This window comes from Pectobacterium carotovorum, assembly GCF_900129615.1.
Lineage (GTDB): Bacteria > Pseudomonadota > Gammaproteobacteria > Enterobacterales > Enterobacteriaceae > Pectobacterium > Pectobacterium carotovorum.
In genome coordinates this window covers 582,480-600,673 of record NZ_FQWI01000001.1, presented here as the reverse complement: position 1 = coordinate 600,673, position 18,194 = coordinate 582,480, and the positions used below count along the sequence as shown (strand labels likewise).

Below are 18,194 nucleotides of genomic sequence, written 5' to 3'. Positions count from 1 at the left end.
CTAGATCATTATTCAACTACAGCATCGCTTAACGACTAGCAGATGTGTTTGGGATACCGGAGCAGACCATGAAGAATAGCGAACTGAATCAACGCCGTCTGGCCGCCACACCGCGTGGTGTGGGTGTCATGTGTGATTTCTATGCCGAGCGTGCGGAAAACAGCACCCTGTGGGATGTTGAAGGGCGGGAATTTATCGATTTTGCCGCTGGGATTGCGGTACTGAACACCGGCCACCGCCACCCGAAGATTGTCGCGGCGGTGCGCGAGCAACTGGATCGCTTTACCCACACGGCCTACCAGATTGTGCCTTACGGCAGTTATGTCACGTTGGCCGAGCGCATCAACGCGTTGGCACCCATTGAAGGGGCGGCAAAGACTACGTTCTTTACCACCGGCGCTGAAGCGGTAGAAAACGCGGTGAAAATCGCTCGTGCATACACCAAGCGCCCGGGTGTGATCGCCTTCAACGCGGCGTTCCACGGCCGCACGCTGCTGACGATGACGCTGACGGGCAAAGTGGCACCGTATTCCACAGGGTTCGGCCCGTTCCCCGGTTCTATTTTTCACGCGCTTTATCCGAATGAGAAGCAAGGCATCACCGTTGAACAGGCGTTGGAAAGCGTCGAACGTCTGATGCATACCGACATCGCCGCCGATCAGGTTGCCGCTATTCTGTTGGAACCGGTACAGGGCGAAGGCGGTTTCCACGTCGCGCCGCCATCCTTTATCAGCGGGCTGCGTAAACTGTGTGACGAGCATGGCATCCTGCTGATTGCCGACGAAGTGCAGACCGGCTTTGCCCGTACCGGCAAGCTGTTTGCGATGGAATATTACGCGGAAAAAGCGGATCTGATCACCATGGCGAAAAGCCTGGGCGGCGGCTTCCCGATCTCTGGTGTCGTTGGTCGCGCTGACGTCATGGACGCTCCCTCGCCGGGCGGATTGGGCGGCACCTATGCGGGTAACCCACTGTCGGTCGCTTCCGCGCTGGCGGTATTGGACGTGATTGAAGAAGAGAAATTGTGCCAACGAGCACAGCGTCTGGGGGCTGCACTGGTGGAAACGCTGGAGAAAATCAAAGCGCAGTGTCCGGCACTGGTGGCGATTCGTGCACAGGGATCGATGGTGGCGGCAGAATTTAACGATCCGAATACGGGTAAACCGTCGGCAGAGATTACCCGTCAATTTCAGAAAAGCGCGTTGGAAGCCGGTCTGCTGCTGCTGACCTGTGGCGTACATGGCAACGTGATCCGTTTCCTGTATCCGTTAACGGTGCCTGACGATCAGTTCAGCAAGGCGATGAGCATCCTGACGCGCGTATTAACACGATAGAAGAGAAGCTATGCAACTGAAATCATCTATTTCATTGAAACAACAAACCTTATTCCGTCAACACTGCCTGATTGACGGCGAATGGCAAGACAGCCAAAACGGTGAACGTCTGGATGTCACCAATCCGGCGACGGGCGCGGTGTTGGGTAACGTACCGTTAGTGACGGTGTCACAAACAGAGCAGGCGATTGCCGCCGCAGAGTTGGCGTTAGTTGAATGGCGTAAGAAGACGGGAAAAGAACGTGCCGCGCTATTGCAGGCGTGGGCGCGCCTGATTATGGACAATCAGGAGGATTTGGCTGCGCTGCTGACGGCGGAGCAGGGAAAACCGCTGGCGGAAGCGCGGGGTGAAATCGCCTACGCGACCAGCTTTATCGACTGGTTTGCGGAAGAAGCCAAGCGCATTGAAGGCAGCGTGCTGCAATCCCCGCAGGGGCAGCAGCGTCTACTGGTGATTAAGCAGCCCATTGGCGTGTGTGCGGCGATTACGCCGTGGAATTTCCCGGCGGCGATGATTACACGTAAGGTCGGGCCCGCACTGGCGGCAGGCTGTACGATGATCGTTAAACCCGCCGAGCAAACGCCGTTTACCGCGCTAGCGCTGGCGGAACTGGCACAGCAGGCCGGTATTCCGCGCGGCGTATTGCAGGTCATCGTCGGTGATGCGCAGTCGGTCGGTAAAGTGCTGTGCGATAGCCCGGTGGTGCGCAAGCTGAGCTTTACCGGCTCAACGGAAGTGGGCCGTATCCTGATGGCGCAAAGCGCGCCAACGGTGAAAAAGCTGTCGCTGGAGCTGGGTGGCAACGCGCCGTTTATCGTGTTCGATGATGCCGATGTAGATCAGGCAGTGAAAGGCATTCTGGCCTCCAAGTTCCGTAACAGCGGGCAGACCTGCGTTTGTGCCAACCGGATCTACGTGCAGAACGGTATTTATCCGACGCTGGTCGAACGGCTGGTTGAGGAAGTGCGCAAGTTGAACGTCGGCGATGGTACACAGCCGGGCGTGACGCAGGGGCCGCTGATTGATGCCGATGCGGTGAGCAAGGTTGAGCAGCACATTGCTGATGCCTTATCGCACGGCGCAACGCTGCTGCTGGGCGGTAAACGTCACGAACTGGGCGGCACGTTCTTCACGCCAACTATCGTCGGCGGGGTAACGCGCGAAATGCGTTTCGCCCGCGAAGAGACGTTCGGGCCTGTGGCACCGCTGTTCCGCTTCAGCGATGAGGCGGAGGCAATAGCGATGGCGAATGATACCGAGTTTGGGCTAGCGGCCTATGTTTACACGCGTGATGCCGTGCGTCAGTGGACGGTGCCGGAAGCGCTGGACTACGGCATGGTAGGCATTAATACCGGATTGATCTCGAATGAAGTCGCGCCGTTTGGCGGGGTGAAGCAGTCTGGACTGGGACGTGAAGGGTCACGTTTCGGTATTGAAGACTATCTGGAAATGAAATATCTCTGCGTCGATCTTTCACGATAGATCGTCGGTAAGAAACGTGTGTCGATAGCCCCTATCGGCACGCGCACGCCAGACGCACAATGTGTCTGGGTGGTGCAAGGCAATGCTGGCTTGCACCACAAGATGGCAAAAATGGCGAAATGGCATCAGGCGGAGAGTGAGGTCGTGTATCCCTGATGCTTCTCCTCACCGTTCCCGCCGCCGCAGCAGTAAAACATCAATAAAATTTTTGAATTGGCACAATTTATGCTCATATTTTTTTGCATGATTATCATGATACATGATGCATCAAAAAGGCAGTCTGCAAAATTGTGGTTCGTATTTGACCTTATTACGTTGGCTAACACTCCAGGAGCGAAAAGATGTCCAAACTCAACAACACATCCAAAGCGAAAGGCCTCAGCAATCGTCCGGTACTGAAGAAAATTGCGGCCACGGTTTTTCTGGTGACGATGGCCTGTCAGGCGCAGGCGGAATCCGTCACGGTGATCTCATTCGGCGGGTTGAACAAAGATGCGCAGGATAAGGCGTTTTACAAGCCGTTCGCCGCGGCAGGCAAAGGCACGGTGGAAGCTGGCGAGTATAACGGTGAAATGGCGCGTATCCGGGCGATGGTGGAAACCGGACAGGTAGGCTGGGACGTCGTGGAAGTCGAAGGCCCTGAACTGATGCGCGGCTGTAGCGAAGGGCTGTTTGAACCGCTGGACTGGTCAAAGCTGGGCGATCAATCTCAGTTTGTCAAAGGCGCTGTGACCGAGTGCGGTGCGGGGATCTTCCTGTGGTCTACCGTGCTGACCTATAACGCACAGAAGCTGAAACAGGCACCGAAAAGCTGGGCCGACTTCTGGAATGTGAAAGATTACCCCGGCAAACGTGCGCTGCGTAAAAGTGCCAAATTTACGTTGGAAATTGCGCTGCTGGCCGATGGCGTGAAGCGTGACGAGCTCTACACGGTGTTGGCGACGCCGGAAGGTGTCGAGCGCGCTTTCAAGAAACTGAATCAGATCAAATCGAATATCCAGTGGTGGGAATCCGGCGCACAACCGCTGCAATGGCTGGTGTCGGGCGATGTGGTGATGACGTCTGCCTATAACGGCCGCGTCGCGGCGGCGCAGAAAGAAGGGCATGACTTCAAGATTGTCTGGGCTGACAGCATTTACGATCTGGACAGTTGGGCGATCGTCAAAGGCTCCAAGCACAAGGCACTGGCGGAGCTGTTTATCGCGTTTGCCAACCAGCCGGAAAATCAGAAGGTGTTCGCCGAGAATATTCCGTATGGCCCGACGCACGTCAAAACCACCAGCCTGCTGGCACCGGCGGTCGCCGCCAATCTGCCGACCGCACCGGATAATCTGGCACAGGCCTTGCAGGTCGATACTGAGTTTTGGATCGATCATGGTGAAGAGCTGGAGCAACGTTTTAACGCCTGGGCCGCGCAGTAAAGCCGCAGTGAGTGACCGTACGTGATGATGGAGAAAGAGCCTATGTCCCAGAGCGATATCGTAACCGCTGCGCCGTCTGGCGGAAACGAGGATTATTCGACACTGAAACAGCAATTGTCGGTGGCGCAGAAAGCCTATAAAAAACGCTCTCTGCTGCTGATTGCGCCGCTGTTTCTGTTTATCGTGGTGAGTTTTCTCTTCCCGATCACCTCGATTTTGGGGAAAAGCGTCTCCAACCCGGAATTGCGCGACAATATGCCACAGACCATTGCCGCAATGCGGCTTTGGTCTGGCAACGATGTGCCGGATGAGGCGGTGTTTCGGGCGTTAGTCGGCGATCTGCGCGATGCCCGCAGCAGCGGCAAGTTAAGCACGATCACCAAACGATTGGGGTATGAAGGGGCGGAATATCGCACGCTGATTACCCGCACATTGCGTAAGCTGCCCGCTGAGGGCAGCAGCGATATTCGTGACCAACTGATACGTGAACAGCCGATGTGGGGCGAGTTGGCGACCTGGCAAACGTTCGATCGCGCGGCGCGGCCTTTTACCAGCTATTACCTGCTGGCGGTGTTTGACCACAAAGTCGATGCCACCACGCAGCAGATTGTCCCGCAGCCTGCCGATCAGGCGCTGTATGTCGATGTGCTGCTGCGTACGTTGCTGATGGCGGGTGTGGTGACGCTGCTGTGCGTGGGGCTGGGATACCCGCTGGCCTATTGGCTGGCGAAACAGCCCTCTAACCGCGCCAACCTGTTGCTGATTCTGGTGCTGTTGCCGTTCTGGACATCGCTGATTGTGCGGACGGCAAGCTGGATTGTACTGTTGCAGTCCGGTGGCTTGATCAACCGTTCGCTGATGCACATCGGCATTATCGACGAGCCACTGGTGCTGGTGTTCAACCGCATCGGTGTCTACATCTCAATGACCCACATTCTGCTGCCGTTCTTCATTTTACCGCTGTACGCGGTGATGAAAGGCATTTCCCCGAACTACGTACGCGCGGCGATTTCGCTGGGTGCGCATCCGTTTATCGCCTTCTGGCGGGTTTACGTGCCGCAAACGTACGCGGGCGTGACGGCGGGAGCGCTGCTGGTCTTTATGATGGCGATTGGCTACTACATTACGCCTGCGCTGCTGGGCGGGCCGAGTGACCAGATGCTGAGTTATTTTGTCGCGTTCTTCACCAATACCACCATGAACTGGGGAATGGCGGCCGCGCTGGGGACTCAGTTGCTGATCATCGTGACGCTGCTGTATGTCGTGTACATCCGTGTAACGCGCACCAATGCGGAAGTCGCGGCGCACTAAGCACACTTTTATAGGAGAGATAACAAATGAGACAGCAGGGTGAAGTGGTTATCCGCCTGTGGAGCACGTTGTTTAATTTCTACGGGGCGGCGATGCTGTTGTTTTTAATCGTGCCCGTGCTGGTGATTGTGCCGCTCTCATTCAATGCCGGTTCGTTTCTGAGCTATCCGCTGACGGGATTTTCCCTGCGCTGGTATCGTGAATTTTTCAACTCCAGCGAGTGGCTGGGCGCGCTGGGCAACAGCCTGCTGATTGCGCCGCTTGCCACGTTGCTGGCGACGGTGCTTGGCGTGCTGGCCTCAGTCGGGCTAGTGCGCGGTGAATTTCGCGGTAAGTCACTGGTGATGGCGGTGCTGATTTCACCGATGATTGCGCCGGTGGTGATTGTCGCGGTAGGGATGTTTTTCTTTTTCGCCAAACTGTCGCTGTTGAATAGCTATCTGGGGTTGGTATTGGCCCATGCGATGCTCGGCGTGCCGTTCGTGGTGATTACGGTCACGGCGGTATTGAAGAACTACGATCACAACCTGACGCGAGCCGCCGCCAGCCTGGGCGCTTCGCCGCTGCTGGCTTTTCGCAAGGTCACGTTCCCGCTGATTGCCCCCGGCGTGTTCTCCGGCGCGCTCTTTGCTTTCGCAACCTCGTTTGATGAGGTGATCGTCACGTTGTTTCTTGCCAGCCCGCGCCAGCGCACGCTGCCGCTACAGATGTTTGCTGGTATCCGCGAAAACCTCGACCCGACGATAGCCGCTGCCGCGACCATGATGGTCGGTGCTGCGCTTATCCTGCTAATCGTGATGGAGATTTTACGCCGCCGCTCGGAGCGGTTACGGAGTGGGGGTTAATAAGTGTCAGAGTTATGTTTCGTGCGCGTTGATATTGTATTTCTCCCTTTGCGTGCCGTTTCTTACACACGTAATACACAGCACAACGGGAGACTGTTATCCGGCGTAAGAAATTATGCTGAGGAGATAGCAGGCTTAGGATGAGCGGCATGGATGCCGCGAAAGCTTGCGCCACGTAGGGAACGTGTCGCAAGCGGTCCGTTAAGCCTGATACCGACGAAGGCATCGCGCAGCGACATAATTAGCGCCGAAAAGCCAGGGTTCGCAGGGCGACGGCGAGTGAGCCGCCCTGCGTCGGGCGTGTGATGAAGTCGCAGAGAAATATTGCTACTAATACGCACGAAACTTTCACGGTAAGGTGCATGTAGTAGTGAAAAGGCGAATCTAAATTTTGCTGAAAATTTCTTCAGCTTTTTTTAAAACTCAATTTATGATGCATCAAACACCATTTTGATGTGTGTTGTGTAAAAAATGATTGTACACAGACTCAGGAGGTTCGGTATGACAGCGCAAAAAACACTACTGCTGACCGGTGCCAGCCGGGGAATCGGGCATGCCACCGTTAAGCATTTCCACGCGGCGGGGTGGCGGATCTTTACCGCGTCGCGCCAGAACTGGGCGGAGGAGTGCCCGTGGGCGGAAAAATTGCTTAATCATATTCATCTCGATTTGGAAGATATCGACAGCCTGCAACAGACGCTGCCTCTGATTAAGGAAAAGCTGGGCGGGCGGCTGGATGCGCTGGTCGATAACGCGGGTATTTCGCCAAAAGGCGCTGATGGACAGCGCTTGGGCGTCCGCGATACGGACTATGCGACCTGGCTGCGGGTCTTTAACGTCAATCTGTTTTCCTGTGCGCTGCTGGCAAACGGCTTGTTCGATGAACTCAAGGCCTCACAGGGCTGCGTGATTAATGTGACCTCGATTGCCGGATCGCGCGTTCACCCCTTTGCCGGCGTGGCTTACGCCACGTCAAAGGCGGCATTGTCTGCGCTGACGCGAGAAATGGCGTTTGATTTTGGCCCACACGGCGTGCGAGTGAATGCGATTGCGCCGGGAGAAATTGAAACCTCGATTCTGTCACCCGGTACGGGCGACATCATTGAACGGCAGGTGCCGATGCAACGTTTAGGCAAGCCCGAAGAAGTCGCCAGCCTGATCTATTTTCTCTGCACTTCCGGTGCCTCTTATGTCAACGGTGCGGAAATTCACGTAAACGGGGGGCAGCATGTCTGACAGACGACTCAGCACACTTTTTCCTTCATTCCCACGTCTGGCGTCCAATCAGCCCGTTTTTGTCGAGGCTACGCCGCACGGCGATGAGTTAATGACGCAGGCCGTCCCGCAGGTTTCCTGTCAGCAGGCCTTGGCTATCGCGCAGCAAGAATATGGATTGACCGGGCAGATGGCGCTGCTCCAAGGCGAGCGAGATGTAAATTTCTGTCTGACGGTCACACCGGATGAACGCTACATGCTGAAAGTCATCAACGCGGCGGAACCCGCCGAGGTCAGCGACTTTCAGACCGCGCTGCTGTTGCACCTTGCTCAGCGGGCGCCCGAATTGCCCGTCCCGCGCATCAGGCCGACAACGGCGGGTCTGTCGGAAACGAGCGTTGAGATTGATGGCGTACTGCTGCGCGTGCGTCTGGTGAGCTATCTGGCGGGTATGCCGCAATATCTGACCTCGCCTTCAACGACACTGATGCCGCAGTTGGGAGGCTCGCTGGCGCAGTTGGACAACGCGCTTCACGGCTTTACGCATCCGGCAGCGAACCGTTCGCTGCTGTGGGATATCAGCCGCGCGGAACAGGTACGTCCTTATCTCGATTTCGTTCCTGAACCGCAGCAGTATCAGCATCTTCAGCGTGTTTTTGACCGCTATGACAGCCACGTCGCGCCAGAATTGACGACGCTACGTCGTCAGGTCATTCATAACGATCTGAATCCGCATAATGTGCTGGTCGATGGCACGTCGCCGACGCGAGTCACCGGCATTATCGATTTTGGCGACGCCGTCTTTGCCCCATTAATCTGCGAAGTGGCAACGGCGCTGGCGTATCAAATTGGCGATGGGGCGGATCTGCTGGAACAGGTTGTGCCGTTTATTGCCGCGTATCACCAGCACAGGTCGCTGACATCGGCGGAGATCGCACTGCTACCCGATTTGATAGCGACCCGCATGGCGCTCACCCTGACCATTGCGCAGTGGCGTGCATCGCGCTACCCCGACAATCGGGAGTATCTGCTGCGCAATGTGCCGCGCTGTTGGCATAGTTTGCAGCGCATCGCGACCTATTCCCATGCGCTGTTTGTGACTCGCCTACAGCAGGTTTGCCCGGAGAACGTACGATGAATCAGAGAATCAATTCTGAAATGACGATGACAGAAGATTTGCTGGCACGCCGTCAGCGGGTATTGGGCAGCGGTTACCGCCTGTTTTATAACGAACCGCTGCACGTTGCGCGTGGCGAGGGCGTGTGGCTGTTCGATCACCAGGGGAAGCGCTATCTGGATGTCTATAACAATGTGGCTTCGGTTGGGCATTGCCATCCCGCGGTGGTGGAAGCGATGGCGCGACAGAGCGCACAGCTCAATACCCATACGCGGTATCTGCATCATGCGATTGTCGATTTTGCAGAAGATCTGCTGAGCGAGTTTCCTGCCGAGTTGAACAACGTGATGCTGACCTGTACCGGCAGTGAAGCCAACGATCTGGCGTTGCGCATTGCCCGACATGCCACGGGAGGAACGGGGATTCTGGTGACGCGCTGGGCGTATCATGGCGTGACCAGTGCGCTGGCGGAGCTGTCGCCGTCGCTGGGGGATGGCGTAGCGCGTGGCAATCACGTGAAGCTGATCGACGCACCGGATACCTATCGTCAGCCCGGCGCATTTCTTACCAGCATTCGTGAAGCGTTGGCGCAGATGCAGCAGGAGGGGATTCATCCTGCCGCGCTGCTAGTGGATACGATTTTTTCCAGCGATGGCGTGTTCAGCGCGCCGGAAGGCGAAATGGCGCAGGCGGCGGCGCTGATCCGTCAGGCGGGCGGGCTGTTTATTGCGGATGAAGTACAGCCGGGATTTGGGCGTACGGGGGAATCGCTATGGGGCTTTGCGCGCCACGGCATCGTCCCGGATCTGGTGAGTTTAGGGAAACCGATGGGCAACGGGCATCCTATCGCCGGATTGGTTGGACGTTCCGAGCTGTTCGATGCATTTGGGCGAGATGTCCGCTATTTCAATACGTTCGGCGGCAATCCGGTGTCCTGTCAGGCGGCGCACGCGGTGCTGCGGGTGATTCGCGAAGAGCAGTTGCAGCAAAATGCCCTGCGGGTTGGTGATTATCTGCGGCAAGGGCTACAGCAACTGGCGCAGGATTTCCCGCTGATTGGCGATATTCGGGCTTACGGTTTGTTTATTGGCGTAGAACTGGTCAGCGATCGTGAAAGTAAAGCGCCGGCAAGTGAATCGGCGTCGCAGGTGGTGAATGCCATGCGCCAGCGCGGCGTGCTGATCAGCGCAACGGGGGCAGCGGCAAACGTGCTGAAAATTCGCCCGCCGCTGGTGTTTCAGGAAGAGCACGCCGATGTGTTTTTAACCACATTGAGCGACGTGTTAAAGGTCATCGACACCCGCACGTGGGAATAATCAATCGCGCGCAGGTGCTGTGAAAAAGGCGAGGGGATTAGATACGGAACGCCGCAACGGCATGGCTGAGTTCACCCGCACGTTCGGACAGCGAACTGGCGGCCGCGGCGGCTTCGTTCACCAGCGCGGCGTTTTGCTGCGTGACCGTTTCCATCTGTGAAATCGCGGTATTAATTTGCCCGATGCCCAGACTTTGTTCATTGCTGGCCGTCGAGATTTCGGTCACGATCGAGGCCACGCGTTTGATATCCTCCACCACGCTTTGAATCGTGCTGCCTGCGTCGATGACGGCATGGTGGCCACGGCTTGCCTGTTCGACGGACGTTCCGATCAGTTCTTTGATCTCTTTAGCCGCGCTGGCGCTGCGCTGTGCCAGCGTGCGCACTTCACCCGCGACGACAGCGAAGCCTCGGCCCTGTTCTCCTGCTCGGGCGGCTTCCACGGCGGCGTTCAGCGCGAGGATGTTGGTCTGGAACGCAATCCCGTCGATCACGCTGATAATATTGGTGATTTTCTCTGCGGATGACACCATCTGCTGCATCACAGATGTCACATCACCCATCATCTTGCCGCCGTCGACAGCGCGTTGTGAGGCGGTGGTTGCCAACTGGCTGGCGTGAGCGGCATGGGTGGCATTCTGTTTGACCGAGGACGTCATCTGTTCCATTGATGCCGCGGTTTCTTCCAGAGAACTCGCCTGCTGCTCGGTTCGTGAGGAGAGATCGATATTGCCGCTGTTGATCTGGCTGGATGCCGTCGCAATAATGTCGGCGTTGCTGTGTACACGCTCGACGATATCGGTCAGGTTCAGCACCATTTCCCGCAGGGCGGTTTGCAACTGTCCCATTTCATCGTTCGACGTAATTTCGATGCGATGCGTCAAATCGCCATCTGCCACTTTTCTGGCTAAATCCACGGCATTTTTTATCGGTACGGCAATCGATAGAATCAACCGCCAGCCGGATAGGGCAACGATAACTATCCCCACCAGAAGGGTAATCACTACGGAAAATAATATATTACTGAAACTACTCTGTGATTCCGAATAGAGCTCCTGGCCTACATCAGATTGTAATTTAATCAACTGGTCGGCAGTTTTTTGCAGCGGTGCGTATTCGCTTTTTAATGTGTGATTGATAATATATTCTAATGCGTCTTTATCATTCTTCTGTATTGCACTAATGGCAGGAATAAAGACTTTCTCGTTGTATTGCTTGTATAATACTGCAAACTTTTCTTCTAATATTTTTTCGTCGCCCGTTAAATACGTTTTGCTGTATAAATCCCATTGCACATTATAAATTTTTTGTGCTTCCGCGATGTGCTCCAACCCAGTCTTAACATCGTTCGGCTGTGAGAGGTCAACGCTGGCGATCTCAAACATCACGCTGTTCACCTGTCTGGTGATATTGTCCAGATACCCCAGTGCGATCAGCCTATCCTGGTACAGGGTTTTCATCGACTGGTTGGTATTGTTCATGCCAAACAGCCCGATAAGCGAGACAACCAACAGCAATAATGCCATTAATACCATAACCGAAATTAATTTAAGTTTAATGCTCATAAATACCTCTAATTACTCCCGGATAAGGAGCGGTATTCCTATATCGACGGAGTAAAGAGAATATTTATGTTGAGACTAACTAAAATTAAAAAATGGCATCAGGGGACTTGCGACAGCGTCGATTTACATTGGTTTACAAACCAATTGGCATTCTATGCTGCTTGGGAAATAGTCATTAAAATATTATCCTGTCCGGAAAGTTACCGTTACAGCTAACTAACGGAGATAATATTTAAGGTAACGCCATAATTGCCGATTTTTAAAAAAACAGAGGCGTTTATTTTTAAAAAAATGAAACAAAACCACGATGGGATAATGACGCGATAATAAATTCCCGTTATTAACTTTCCGTTATTAAATAGTATCACCTTGTGACGTTCCTCTTCCCTGCGCAGGAAAATGCGGGGGAAGAGGAGAGCCGTTATTGGTGCTGAGCTAACTGTACGGCGTCATGCAGATTGAGGCGCTGCCAGAAATTCTGCGGGCCTTTATCGCCCGGTGCGCCGGAGAGCGGGTAGCCGTCAGCCAGCGCGGTTTTCACCATAAGGCTTCTGCGCTCGGTAACGGAGAGATGCGGAAGCACGGGGTCGAGCAGGACTTCTGCACCTTCGGGAACGCTAACCGGAGAGGTCGCGCCAGGTTGGGCTGGCAGACCGTACGTCATCGTGTAGCGGTAAAACGTCTTCATTTCTGGCGCGGCGTAAGGGTCGTCCTGTGGCGCATTCTGGGCGCAGGCACTCAGCGTTGTGCCACAGGCTTTCTCTAACGCGCTGCGCAACTCCGTCTTTGCCTGTTCAAACAGCCGACGATACTGTGGATCGTTGAGGTAGTGCGCCACATTGCGTTCGGCGATCATCCGCGAACCGATCACGTCTAATGGATAATGAACGCCCAGCACGATGCGCGAATAGCCATAGCGTGCGCCGCGATCGATCAGCGGGACGAAGCGCTCGGGGATCATTTCCGCTAACAGCAGCGCATCGGTGTAGCCAGTATTGGTATGCCCGCTCGGAAACGCGCCGCCGGAAGCGGTGTAGGGCTTGTTATCGCCAATCACGGCGGTATCCGGCACCAGATGAATGGTGTTATTCGGCTGTAGGAAAGGTCGAGGGTAGTCGAAATGCTGTTTAGCGGCGGACGTACTGACTTCAGAAGCCTTGATTAAGGCTGCTGCTTTGCGCAGTTCACCGCGATTATAAGCGCTGATAAACGCATGACCGAGCTTTGGGCCCAGTGCATCGGCCAGATAGTAGAGATATCCCTGACTCTCGGCATCTACCAGTGCCTGTTCGCGTTGCCCCTTGGTCGCGTCGCGATTAATGCGCGTCACGATAGCCATATTTTGCTGCAACACATCGGTAGAAAGATGTGAGAAGGAATCCAGCAAAGCAATGCCAGCCTGCTGGTTGGCCTTCACCGCAAAGTCATAACCGCTGGCGTTTAACCACTCGGTATCTGCCATCAGCGACGTCTGTTTCGCCTGCTCTAGCTGCGAGCGGGTCAGTTTCGGTGCATCGCCCTGGATCGCCTTGCGCAGCGCAGCCTGAATGGATTGTTCCAGTTCAACAACGCGAGGGCTGCTACTGGCCTGCGTAGTGGAATCGATAATGGTGCGGAGACTCGCGCTATCCGGCTCCGGCGCTGCGGCAAACCCAGAAAACGGCAACAGGAAAAGACTGAAAACAGGCAGCAGTTTGAGCGCGGGTAACACGTTGGTTGCCGTCGCCGGGAACAGCATAGAGCGATAACGCATGGTGGCATCCTTAATTGGGAGGATAAATGCTTGTCGGTGCGGGATCAGGCTAGGTGCTGATTGTGACGGTTATGTTTCAGGATATATTTTGAGATGCTTATCAACGCATTATTATGATTTGTTATGTTTGGTGACGCGGTGAACCTCACGCGGTAACCGGGGGCAACAGCAGCTTATCTAGTTGCTTATATAGAAGAAAAAGGCATAAAAAAGTTTCTAAAAAATGGAAAGGTGATTTGCTTTTTTTATCATTGACGCAAAGCTCATTTCTCTCTACTTTAAACAGACGATTATTTTTCAATATTTTATTGATTTATAAGTAATTAATCTAATTATAACAAAAATGGCAGACATCAATAGCCCGGTTATTCCTCAACGCAAAAAGGCGATGGCGAGCCTACCCCTGTTCAAAGTGGCAAGTGAAACAGTCCTGTGGGATAGGTTCAACGTCAACTAATGCGAAATGATTTTACCCACGAACAGCTTTACCTACGAACAATGGTTTCTCAAGAACAATGGTTTCCCTACATCAAACAGGTATACGTTTGTGTATGCCGATAAAATAGTCAGTAACAGCAGGAGTGAGTCAGGTAATGATTCGGTTAGAAAACGTGAGCGTTGATTTTCCCGCCGGTAAAGCAGCACAGTCCAGGGCGGTAAACAACGTCAACCTGACCATTCAACAGGGTGAAGTTTTTGGGATTGTCGGCACCAGCGGCGCGGGAAAGAGTACGCTGCTGCGGACGATCAATTTATTGCAGCGCCCCACCGAAGGGCGTGTATTTCTGGGTGATACGCTGATTAGCGATGCGTCCGGCCGTGAACTGCGTCAGCATCGGCAGCGTATCGGAATGATTTTCCAGCATTTTAATCTGATGCATACCCGCAATGTGTATGACAACGTGGCATTCAGCCTGCGTGCGGCGGGAAAGAGTAAGGAAGAGATTGCAACACGCGTGCCGGAAATCTTGGCGCTGGTCGGGTTGCAGGATAAAGGAACGTCTTATCCAGCGCAGTTGAGTGGTGGACAAAAACAGCGTGTGGGCATCGCTCGCGCCATTGCCAACCATCCCGAAGTGCTGCTGTGTGATGAACCCACCTCGGCGCTGGATTTGGAAACGTCGGCGTCTATTCTGGCGCTATTGAAAAGCATCAATGTCCGGTTAGGTATTACGATCGTACTTATTTCCCACGAAATGAGCGTGATTAAAAGTATTTGTCAGCGCATGGCGGTGATGACGGGTGGAAATATTGTGGAAGAGGGCGACGTCTTTACGATCTTCTCTTCACCGCAGCACGCCTACACCAAACAGCTGGTTAGCCATACCAGTCCGGTCGAATTACCTGAACGCTTTAAGCTGAATAATAAAGGCGTCTTGCTGAAAATACTTTTCGCCGATGATTCGGTAGAACAACCGATATTATCCGACGTGGCGCAGCAGTTTCAGGTCTCGGTCAATATTCTGCACGGCAATATTGAATACATTAACGATCGCGCGCTGGGGCATATTATCGCTCAGATTTCATACCGTGACGATCCGGCGGCGGATAATTTAACCGCGGCTATTGCTTATATTCGACAGAATACCTTTGGGGTGGAGGTCATCAATGGCTGAGTTATGGGGTGAATTAGTTTTCGCTTTCGGTGAAACCTTCACGATGGTGTGTATTTCAACGCTCTGTGCGGTGATATTCGGCCTGCCATTAGGTATCGCGATTTATGTGACCGATCGTCATTTGTTCTGGCAGAACCGTTTTATCTATCTGATCTCAACCATTCTGGTGAATATCATCCGCTCGATCCCGTTTGTGATCCTGCTGGTGCTGCTGTTGCCATTAACGCAACTGCTGCTGGGGAACACGATAGGGCCGGTTGCGGCGGCGGTGCCGATGTCGGTCGCGGCGATTGCCTTTTATGCTCGTCTGGTGGATTCCGCGCTGCGTGAAGTCGATCCGGGCATTGTGGAAGCGGCTGAAGCTTTTGGCGCTAGCCCAACGCGCATCATTGCGACCGTGCTGTTACCGGAAGCGTTGGCAGGATTGCTACGCGGCCTGACGATTACGCTGGTCAGCCTGATTGGCTACTCGGCGATGGCCGGAATTGTTGGCGGCGGCGGTGTCGGCGATCTGGCGATCCGCTTCGGCTATTACCGCTATGAAACCGAAGTAATGGTGGTGACGGTAATTGCGCTGGTGGTGCTGGTGCAGGTCGTGCAAACGCTGGGTGATATGCTATCGCGCCGTGCGAATAAGCGCGAACGCCGCTAAACCACGGCAGAATAGGGTATTCAGGGCAGCGGAGAGATGTCATGAAAATAGACAAAATTGTATTAAGAAAAATGAAAATGGCGCTGAAAACGCCATTTACCACCAGCTTTGCGACACAGACGGAAAAACACTTTTCCATCGCGGAAGTGCACGCTGGCGGACACATTGGTTACGGCGATTGCTCGGCCATTTCGCTGCCGTTTTATAACGAAGAGACCAACGTCACCGCCTGGCATATTATGCGTGACTTCCTGATCCCGATGATTAAGCAGGTTGGGGATATTGAGCATCCTTCGCAGGTGCGCGATATTTTCGCCCCGGTAAAACGTAATAACTGCGCTAAAGCGGCAATCGAAGGCGGTATTTGGGATGCTTACGCGAAGATAAAAGGCGTACCGTTACATCAATTACTGGGCGGCGTGCGGAATAACGTTGAAGCGGGTGTGAGTATTGGTATTCAGGACACGCCGGATCAATTGGTCAGCGTGGTCGATAATTTCCTGAACGAAGGCTACAAGCGCATCAAAATAAAGATCAAGCCGGGAAAAGATTACGACTATATTGCGGCACTGCGTCAGACGTTTGGTGATATCACGCTGATGGTGGATGCTAATTCCGCCTATACGCTGGACGATATCGATTTCTTTAAGCGCATTGATAAATTCAATCTGCTGATGATCGAACAGCCGCTAGCGCATGACGATATTATCGACCACCGCAAACTTCAGGCAGCGGTGAATACGCCGATCTGTCTGGATGAAAGTATTGCGTCGGTAGAAGATGCGCGTAAAGCGATCGAGCTGGGCAGCGCCAAAATCATCAATATTAAAGTCGCGCGCGTGGGCGGCATTACCGAAACTAAGCTGATTCATGATTACTGCCAGGCCCACAATATTCCGGTGTGGTGCGGCGGTATGCTGGATACGGCGGTCGGCAAAGCGCACAACATTGCGGTGTCTACGCTACCGAACTTTATCTACGCGCACGATATTCCGCCATCTTCCCGCTACTGGCATGAAGACTTCATGCTGCCGTTTGTCGAACTAGACAAAGACAGTTGTGTTGCTGTGCCAAATAAACCGGGAATCGGCTTCGATATTAACCCTGAACTGTACGAAAAATATTGCTACGGACAGGAAACCTTTTTGTTTTAACTGATTCTTTAATCAGAAATTTTAAATCATATACCCTAAATAATTCGAGTTTCAGGACAAAAACGGCAAGGCGTTTTTGAACAGCGCTTGCGCTGACCCCCAAGGGGTGAGGCCATAAGGCCGAATAACGCGGCAAGAGAAGGAATCCCGATGAGCTTACATAAGTAAGTGATTCGGGTGAGTGACAAACCAGCCAGAGGCAGGTTTGAACGCTGCTTGCAGCGGCCCCAACGGGGTGAGGCACACGCAAGTGTACCGAGTAGCGCAGCCAACGCACATGCAACTTGAAGTATGACGGGTATAAGTGTGAGCAGTAAAACGTTATCCAACACCAGGGAATAACGTTATCAAAATAGAGAAAAATAATGAGCGATGTTGCACCACGCGTAAGAGTTGGGATTTAGGGAGAAACACGGTGATGAGGTTCCCGCAGGGATGCCTCACACCGTGGTCGCTCCCGGTATCTCGAGCTTAACCGTGGCTACAGACGCCTAACATAACGAGAATGCCGTTAGCAAAACGGCGAATACTGACTAAATCGGACAGACAGGAACGCGACGATGCGATTGAAAAAACTCATTCCACTCATGCTGGTGTTGGGCATCTCTCAGGCTTACGCAGCAGATTCAGGCAAAGAAATCACCATCGGCGTCTCGCCGGGGCCGTATGGCGATATGGTCACGAAAGCGATCAAGCCGGAAATGGTGAAAAAAGGCTACGACGTAAAAGTGCGTGAATTCAGCGACTACATCCAGCCGAATCTGGCGCTGTCGAACAACAGTATCGATGCCAACCTGTTCCAAAACCGCCGCTATCTTGATCGTTTCAGCGCGGATAAAGGGCTGAAACTGGCAGAAGTGATCACCGTGCCGACGGCCAGCATGGGCTTTTACTCCAACAAAGTACGCTCGTTGGACGAGCTGAAAGCGGGCGATATCGTGACGCTGCCAAACGATCCGTCCAATCTGGCACGTTCGCTGGATTTCCTGCAAAAATACGGTCTGATCAAGATCAATCCAGAGATTACGCCGACTAAAGCCTCGCTGCGTGACATCACAGAAAACCCGAAAGGGCTGGTCTTTAAACCGCTGGAAGCCGCACAGCTACCGCGTGCGCTGGGCGGCGTAACGGGTTCGTTGATTAACGCCAACTTCGCGATTTCCGCTGGCCTGAACCTGTCTGACGCCATTCAACTGGACGTGCTGCCGGAAGATCTGAAAAACATGATCGTTGTGCGTGCGGAAGATGCCGATAAACCGTTCGCTCAGGATCTGAAAGCCGCCGTTCAATCCCCGGAATTCGCCGCGTTCTTTGAGGATAAAAACTCCATGTTCCACGCGTTCCAGAAACCGGAGTGGATGAAGAAAGGCACGCAATCCGAGTAAACGACTCCCGAATCGATTGACGCTATTG

15 protein-coding genes are annotated in these 18,194 nt (G+C 53.9%); 13 read left to right on the top strand and 2 right to left on the bottom strand.

What is annotated here, in order from left to right:
• Positions 1-68 precede the first annotated feature (68 nt).
• The 9 genes from BUB06_RS02645 to BUB06_RS02610 all read left to right on the top strand — a co-directional run bounded on the left by BUB06_RS02645 (position 69) and on the right by BUB06_RS02610 (position 10,042).
• Positions 69-1,334 (top strand): 4-aminobutyrate--2-oxoglutarate transaminase, encoded by a 1,266-nt coding sequence (locus BUB06_RS02645; protein ID WP_039471829.1) that lies wholly within the window; start codon positions 69-71, stop codon positions 1,332-1,334.
• 10 nt (positions 1,335-1,344) lie between these two features.
• Complete coding sequence (locus BUB06_RS02640; protein WP_039471831.1) at positions 1,345-2,817, top strand: NAD-dependent succinate-semialdehyde dehydrogenase; 1,473 nt, start codon at positions 1,345-1,347, stop codon at positions 2,815-2,817.
• 18 nt (positions 2,818-2,835) lie between these two features.
• Positions 2,836-2,973, top strand: a complete 138-nt coding sequence (locus BUB06_RS22070; protein WP_153266399.1) for a hypothetical protein — start codon at positions 2,836-2,838, stop codon at positions 2,971-2,973.
• A gap of 185 nt (positions 2,974-3,158) precedes the next feature.
• Positions 3,159-4,238 carry an ABC transporter substrate-binding protein gene (locus BUB06_RS02635; protein ID WP_039471833.1) on the top strand — a complete coding sequence of 360 codons (1,080 nt, stop codon included), beginning with the start codon at positions 3,159-3,161 and terminating at the stop codon, positions 4,236-4,238.
• A 42-nt stretch (positions 4,239-4,280) separates the two neighbouring features.
• Complete coding sequence (locus tag BUB06_RS02630) at positions 4,281-5,549, top strand: ABC transporter permease (RefSeq protein ID WP_039471835.1); 1,269 nt, start codon at positions 4,281-4,283, stop codon at positions 5,547-5,549.
• 26 nt (positions 5,550-5,575) lie between these two features.
• Positions 5,576-6,394: an ABC transporter permease gene (locus tag BUB06_RS02625; protein ID WP_039471837.1), complete on the top strand. Its 819-nt coding sequence runs from the start codon at positions 5,576-5,578 to the stop codon at positions 6,392-6,394.
• 501 nt (positions 6,395-6,895) lie between these two features.
• Complete coding sequence (locus BUB06_RS02620) at positions 6,896-7,630, top strand: SDR family NAD(P)-dependent oxidoreductase (RefSeq protein WP_039471839.1); 735 nt, start codon at positions 6,896-6,898, stop codon at positions 7,628-7,630.
• Entirely contained in the window at positions 7,623-8,747 is a 1,125-nt protein-coding gene (locus BUB06_RS02615) for a phosphotransferase (protein ID WP_039471841.1), read from the top strand. The genes BUB06_RS02620 and BUB06_RS02615 overlap by 8 nt, the downstream gene beginning before the upstream one ends.
• Entirely contained in the window at positions 8,744-10,042 is a 1,299-nt protein-coding gene (locus BUB06_RS02610; protein WP_039471843.1) for an aspartate aminotransferase family protein, read from the top strand. The genes BUB06_RS02615 and BUB06_RS02610 overlap by 4 nt, the downstream gene beginning before the upstream one ends.
• A gap of 37 nt (positions 10,043-10,079) precedes the next feature.
• Here the strand turns inward: BUB06_RS02610 and BUB06_RS02605 are convergent, their stop codons facing one another.
• Together BUB06_RS02605 and BUB06_RS02600 are read right to left on the bottom strand one after the other, a co-directional pair.
• On the bottom strand, positions 10,080-11,567 hold the full coding sequence (locus BUB06_RS02605) for a methyl-accepting chemotaxis protein (RefSeq protein WP_461786853.1): 1,488 nt from the start codon (positions 11,565-11,567) through the stop codon (positions 10,080-10,082).
• A gap of 460 nt (positions 11,568-12,027) precedes the next feature.
• Positions 12,028-13,359, bottom strand: coding sequence for an acid phosphatase (locus tag BUB06_RS02600; RefSeq protein ID WP_039471847.1), 1,332 nt, complete (start codon positions 13,357-13,359; stop codon positions 12,028-12,030).
• A 593-nt stretch (positions 13,360-13,952) separates the two neighbouring features.
• Between BUB06_RS02600 and BUB06_RS02595 the strand changes: the two genes are divergently transcribed.
• From BUB06_RS02595 to BUB06_RS02580, 4 genes are all read left to right on the top strand, one after another.
• Positions 13,953-14,975, top strand: coding sequence for a methionine ABC transporter ATP-binding protein (locus BUB06_RS02595; protein WP_039471849.1), 1,023 nt, complete (start codon positions 13,953-13,955; stop codon positions 14,973-14,975).
• Complete coding sequence (locus BUB06_RS02590; protein WP_039471851.1) at positions 14,968-15,627, top strand: methionine ABC transporter permease; 660 nt, start codon at positions 14,968-14,970, stop codon at positions 15,625-15,627. The genes BUB06_RS02595 and BUB06_RS02590 overlap by 8 nt, the downstream gene beginning before the upstream one ends.
• Before the next feature lie 41 nt (positions 15,628-15,668).
• A complete protein-coding gene (gene menC / locus BUB06_RS02585; RefSeq protein WP_039471853.1) occupies positions 15,669-16,781 on the top strand; it encodes an o-succinylbenzoate synthase in 1,113 nt (370 codons plus the stop codon).
• A gap of 560 nt (positions 16,782-17,341) precedes the next feature.
• Positions 17,342-18,166, top strand: a complete 825-nt coding sequence (locus BUB06_RS02580; protein WP_039471855.1) for a MetQ/NlpA family ABC transporter substrate-binding protein — start codon at positions 17,342-17,344, stop codon at positions 18,164-18,166.
• Positions 18,167-18,194: the final 28 nt, after the last annotated feature.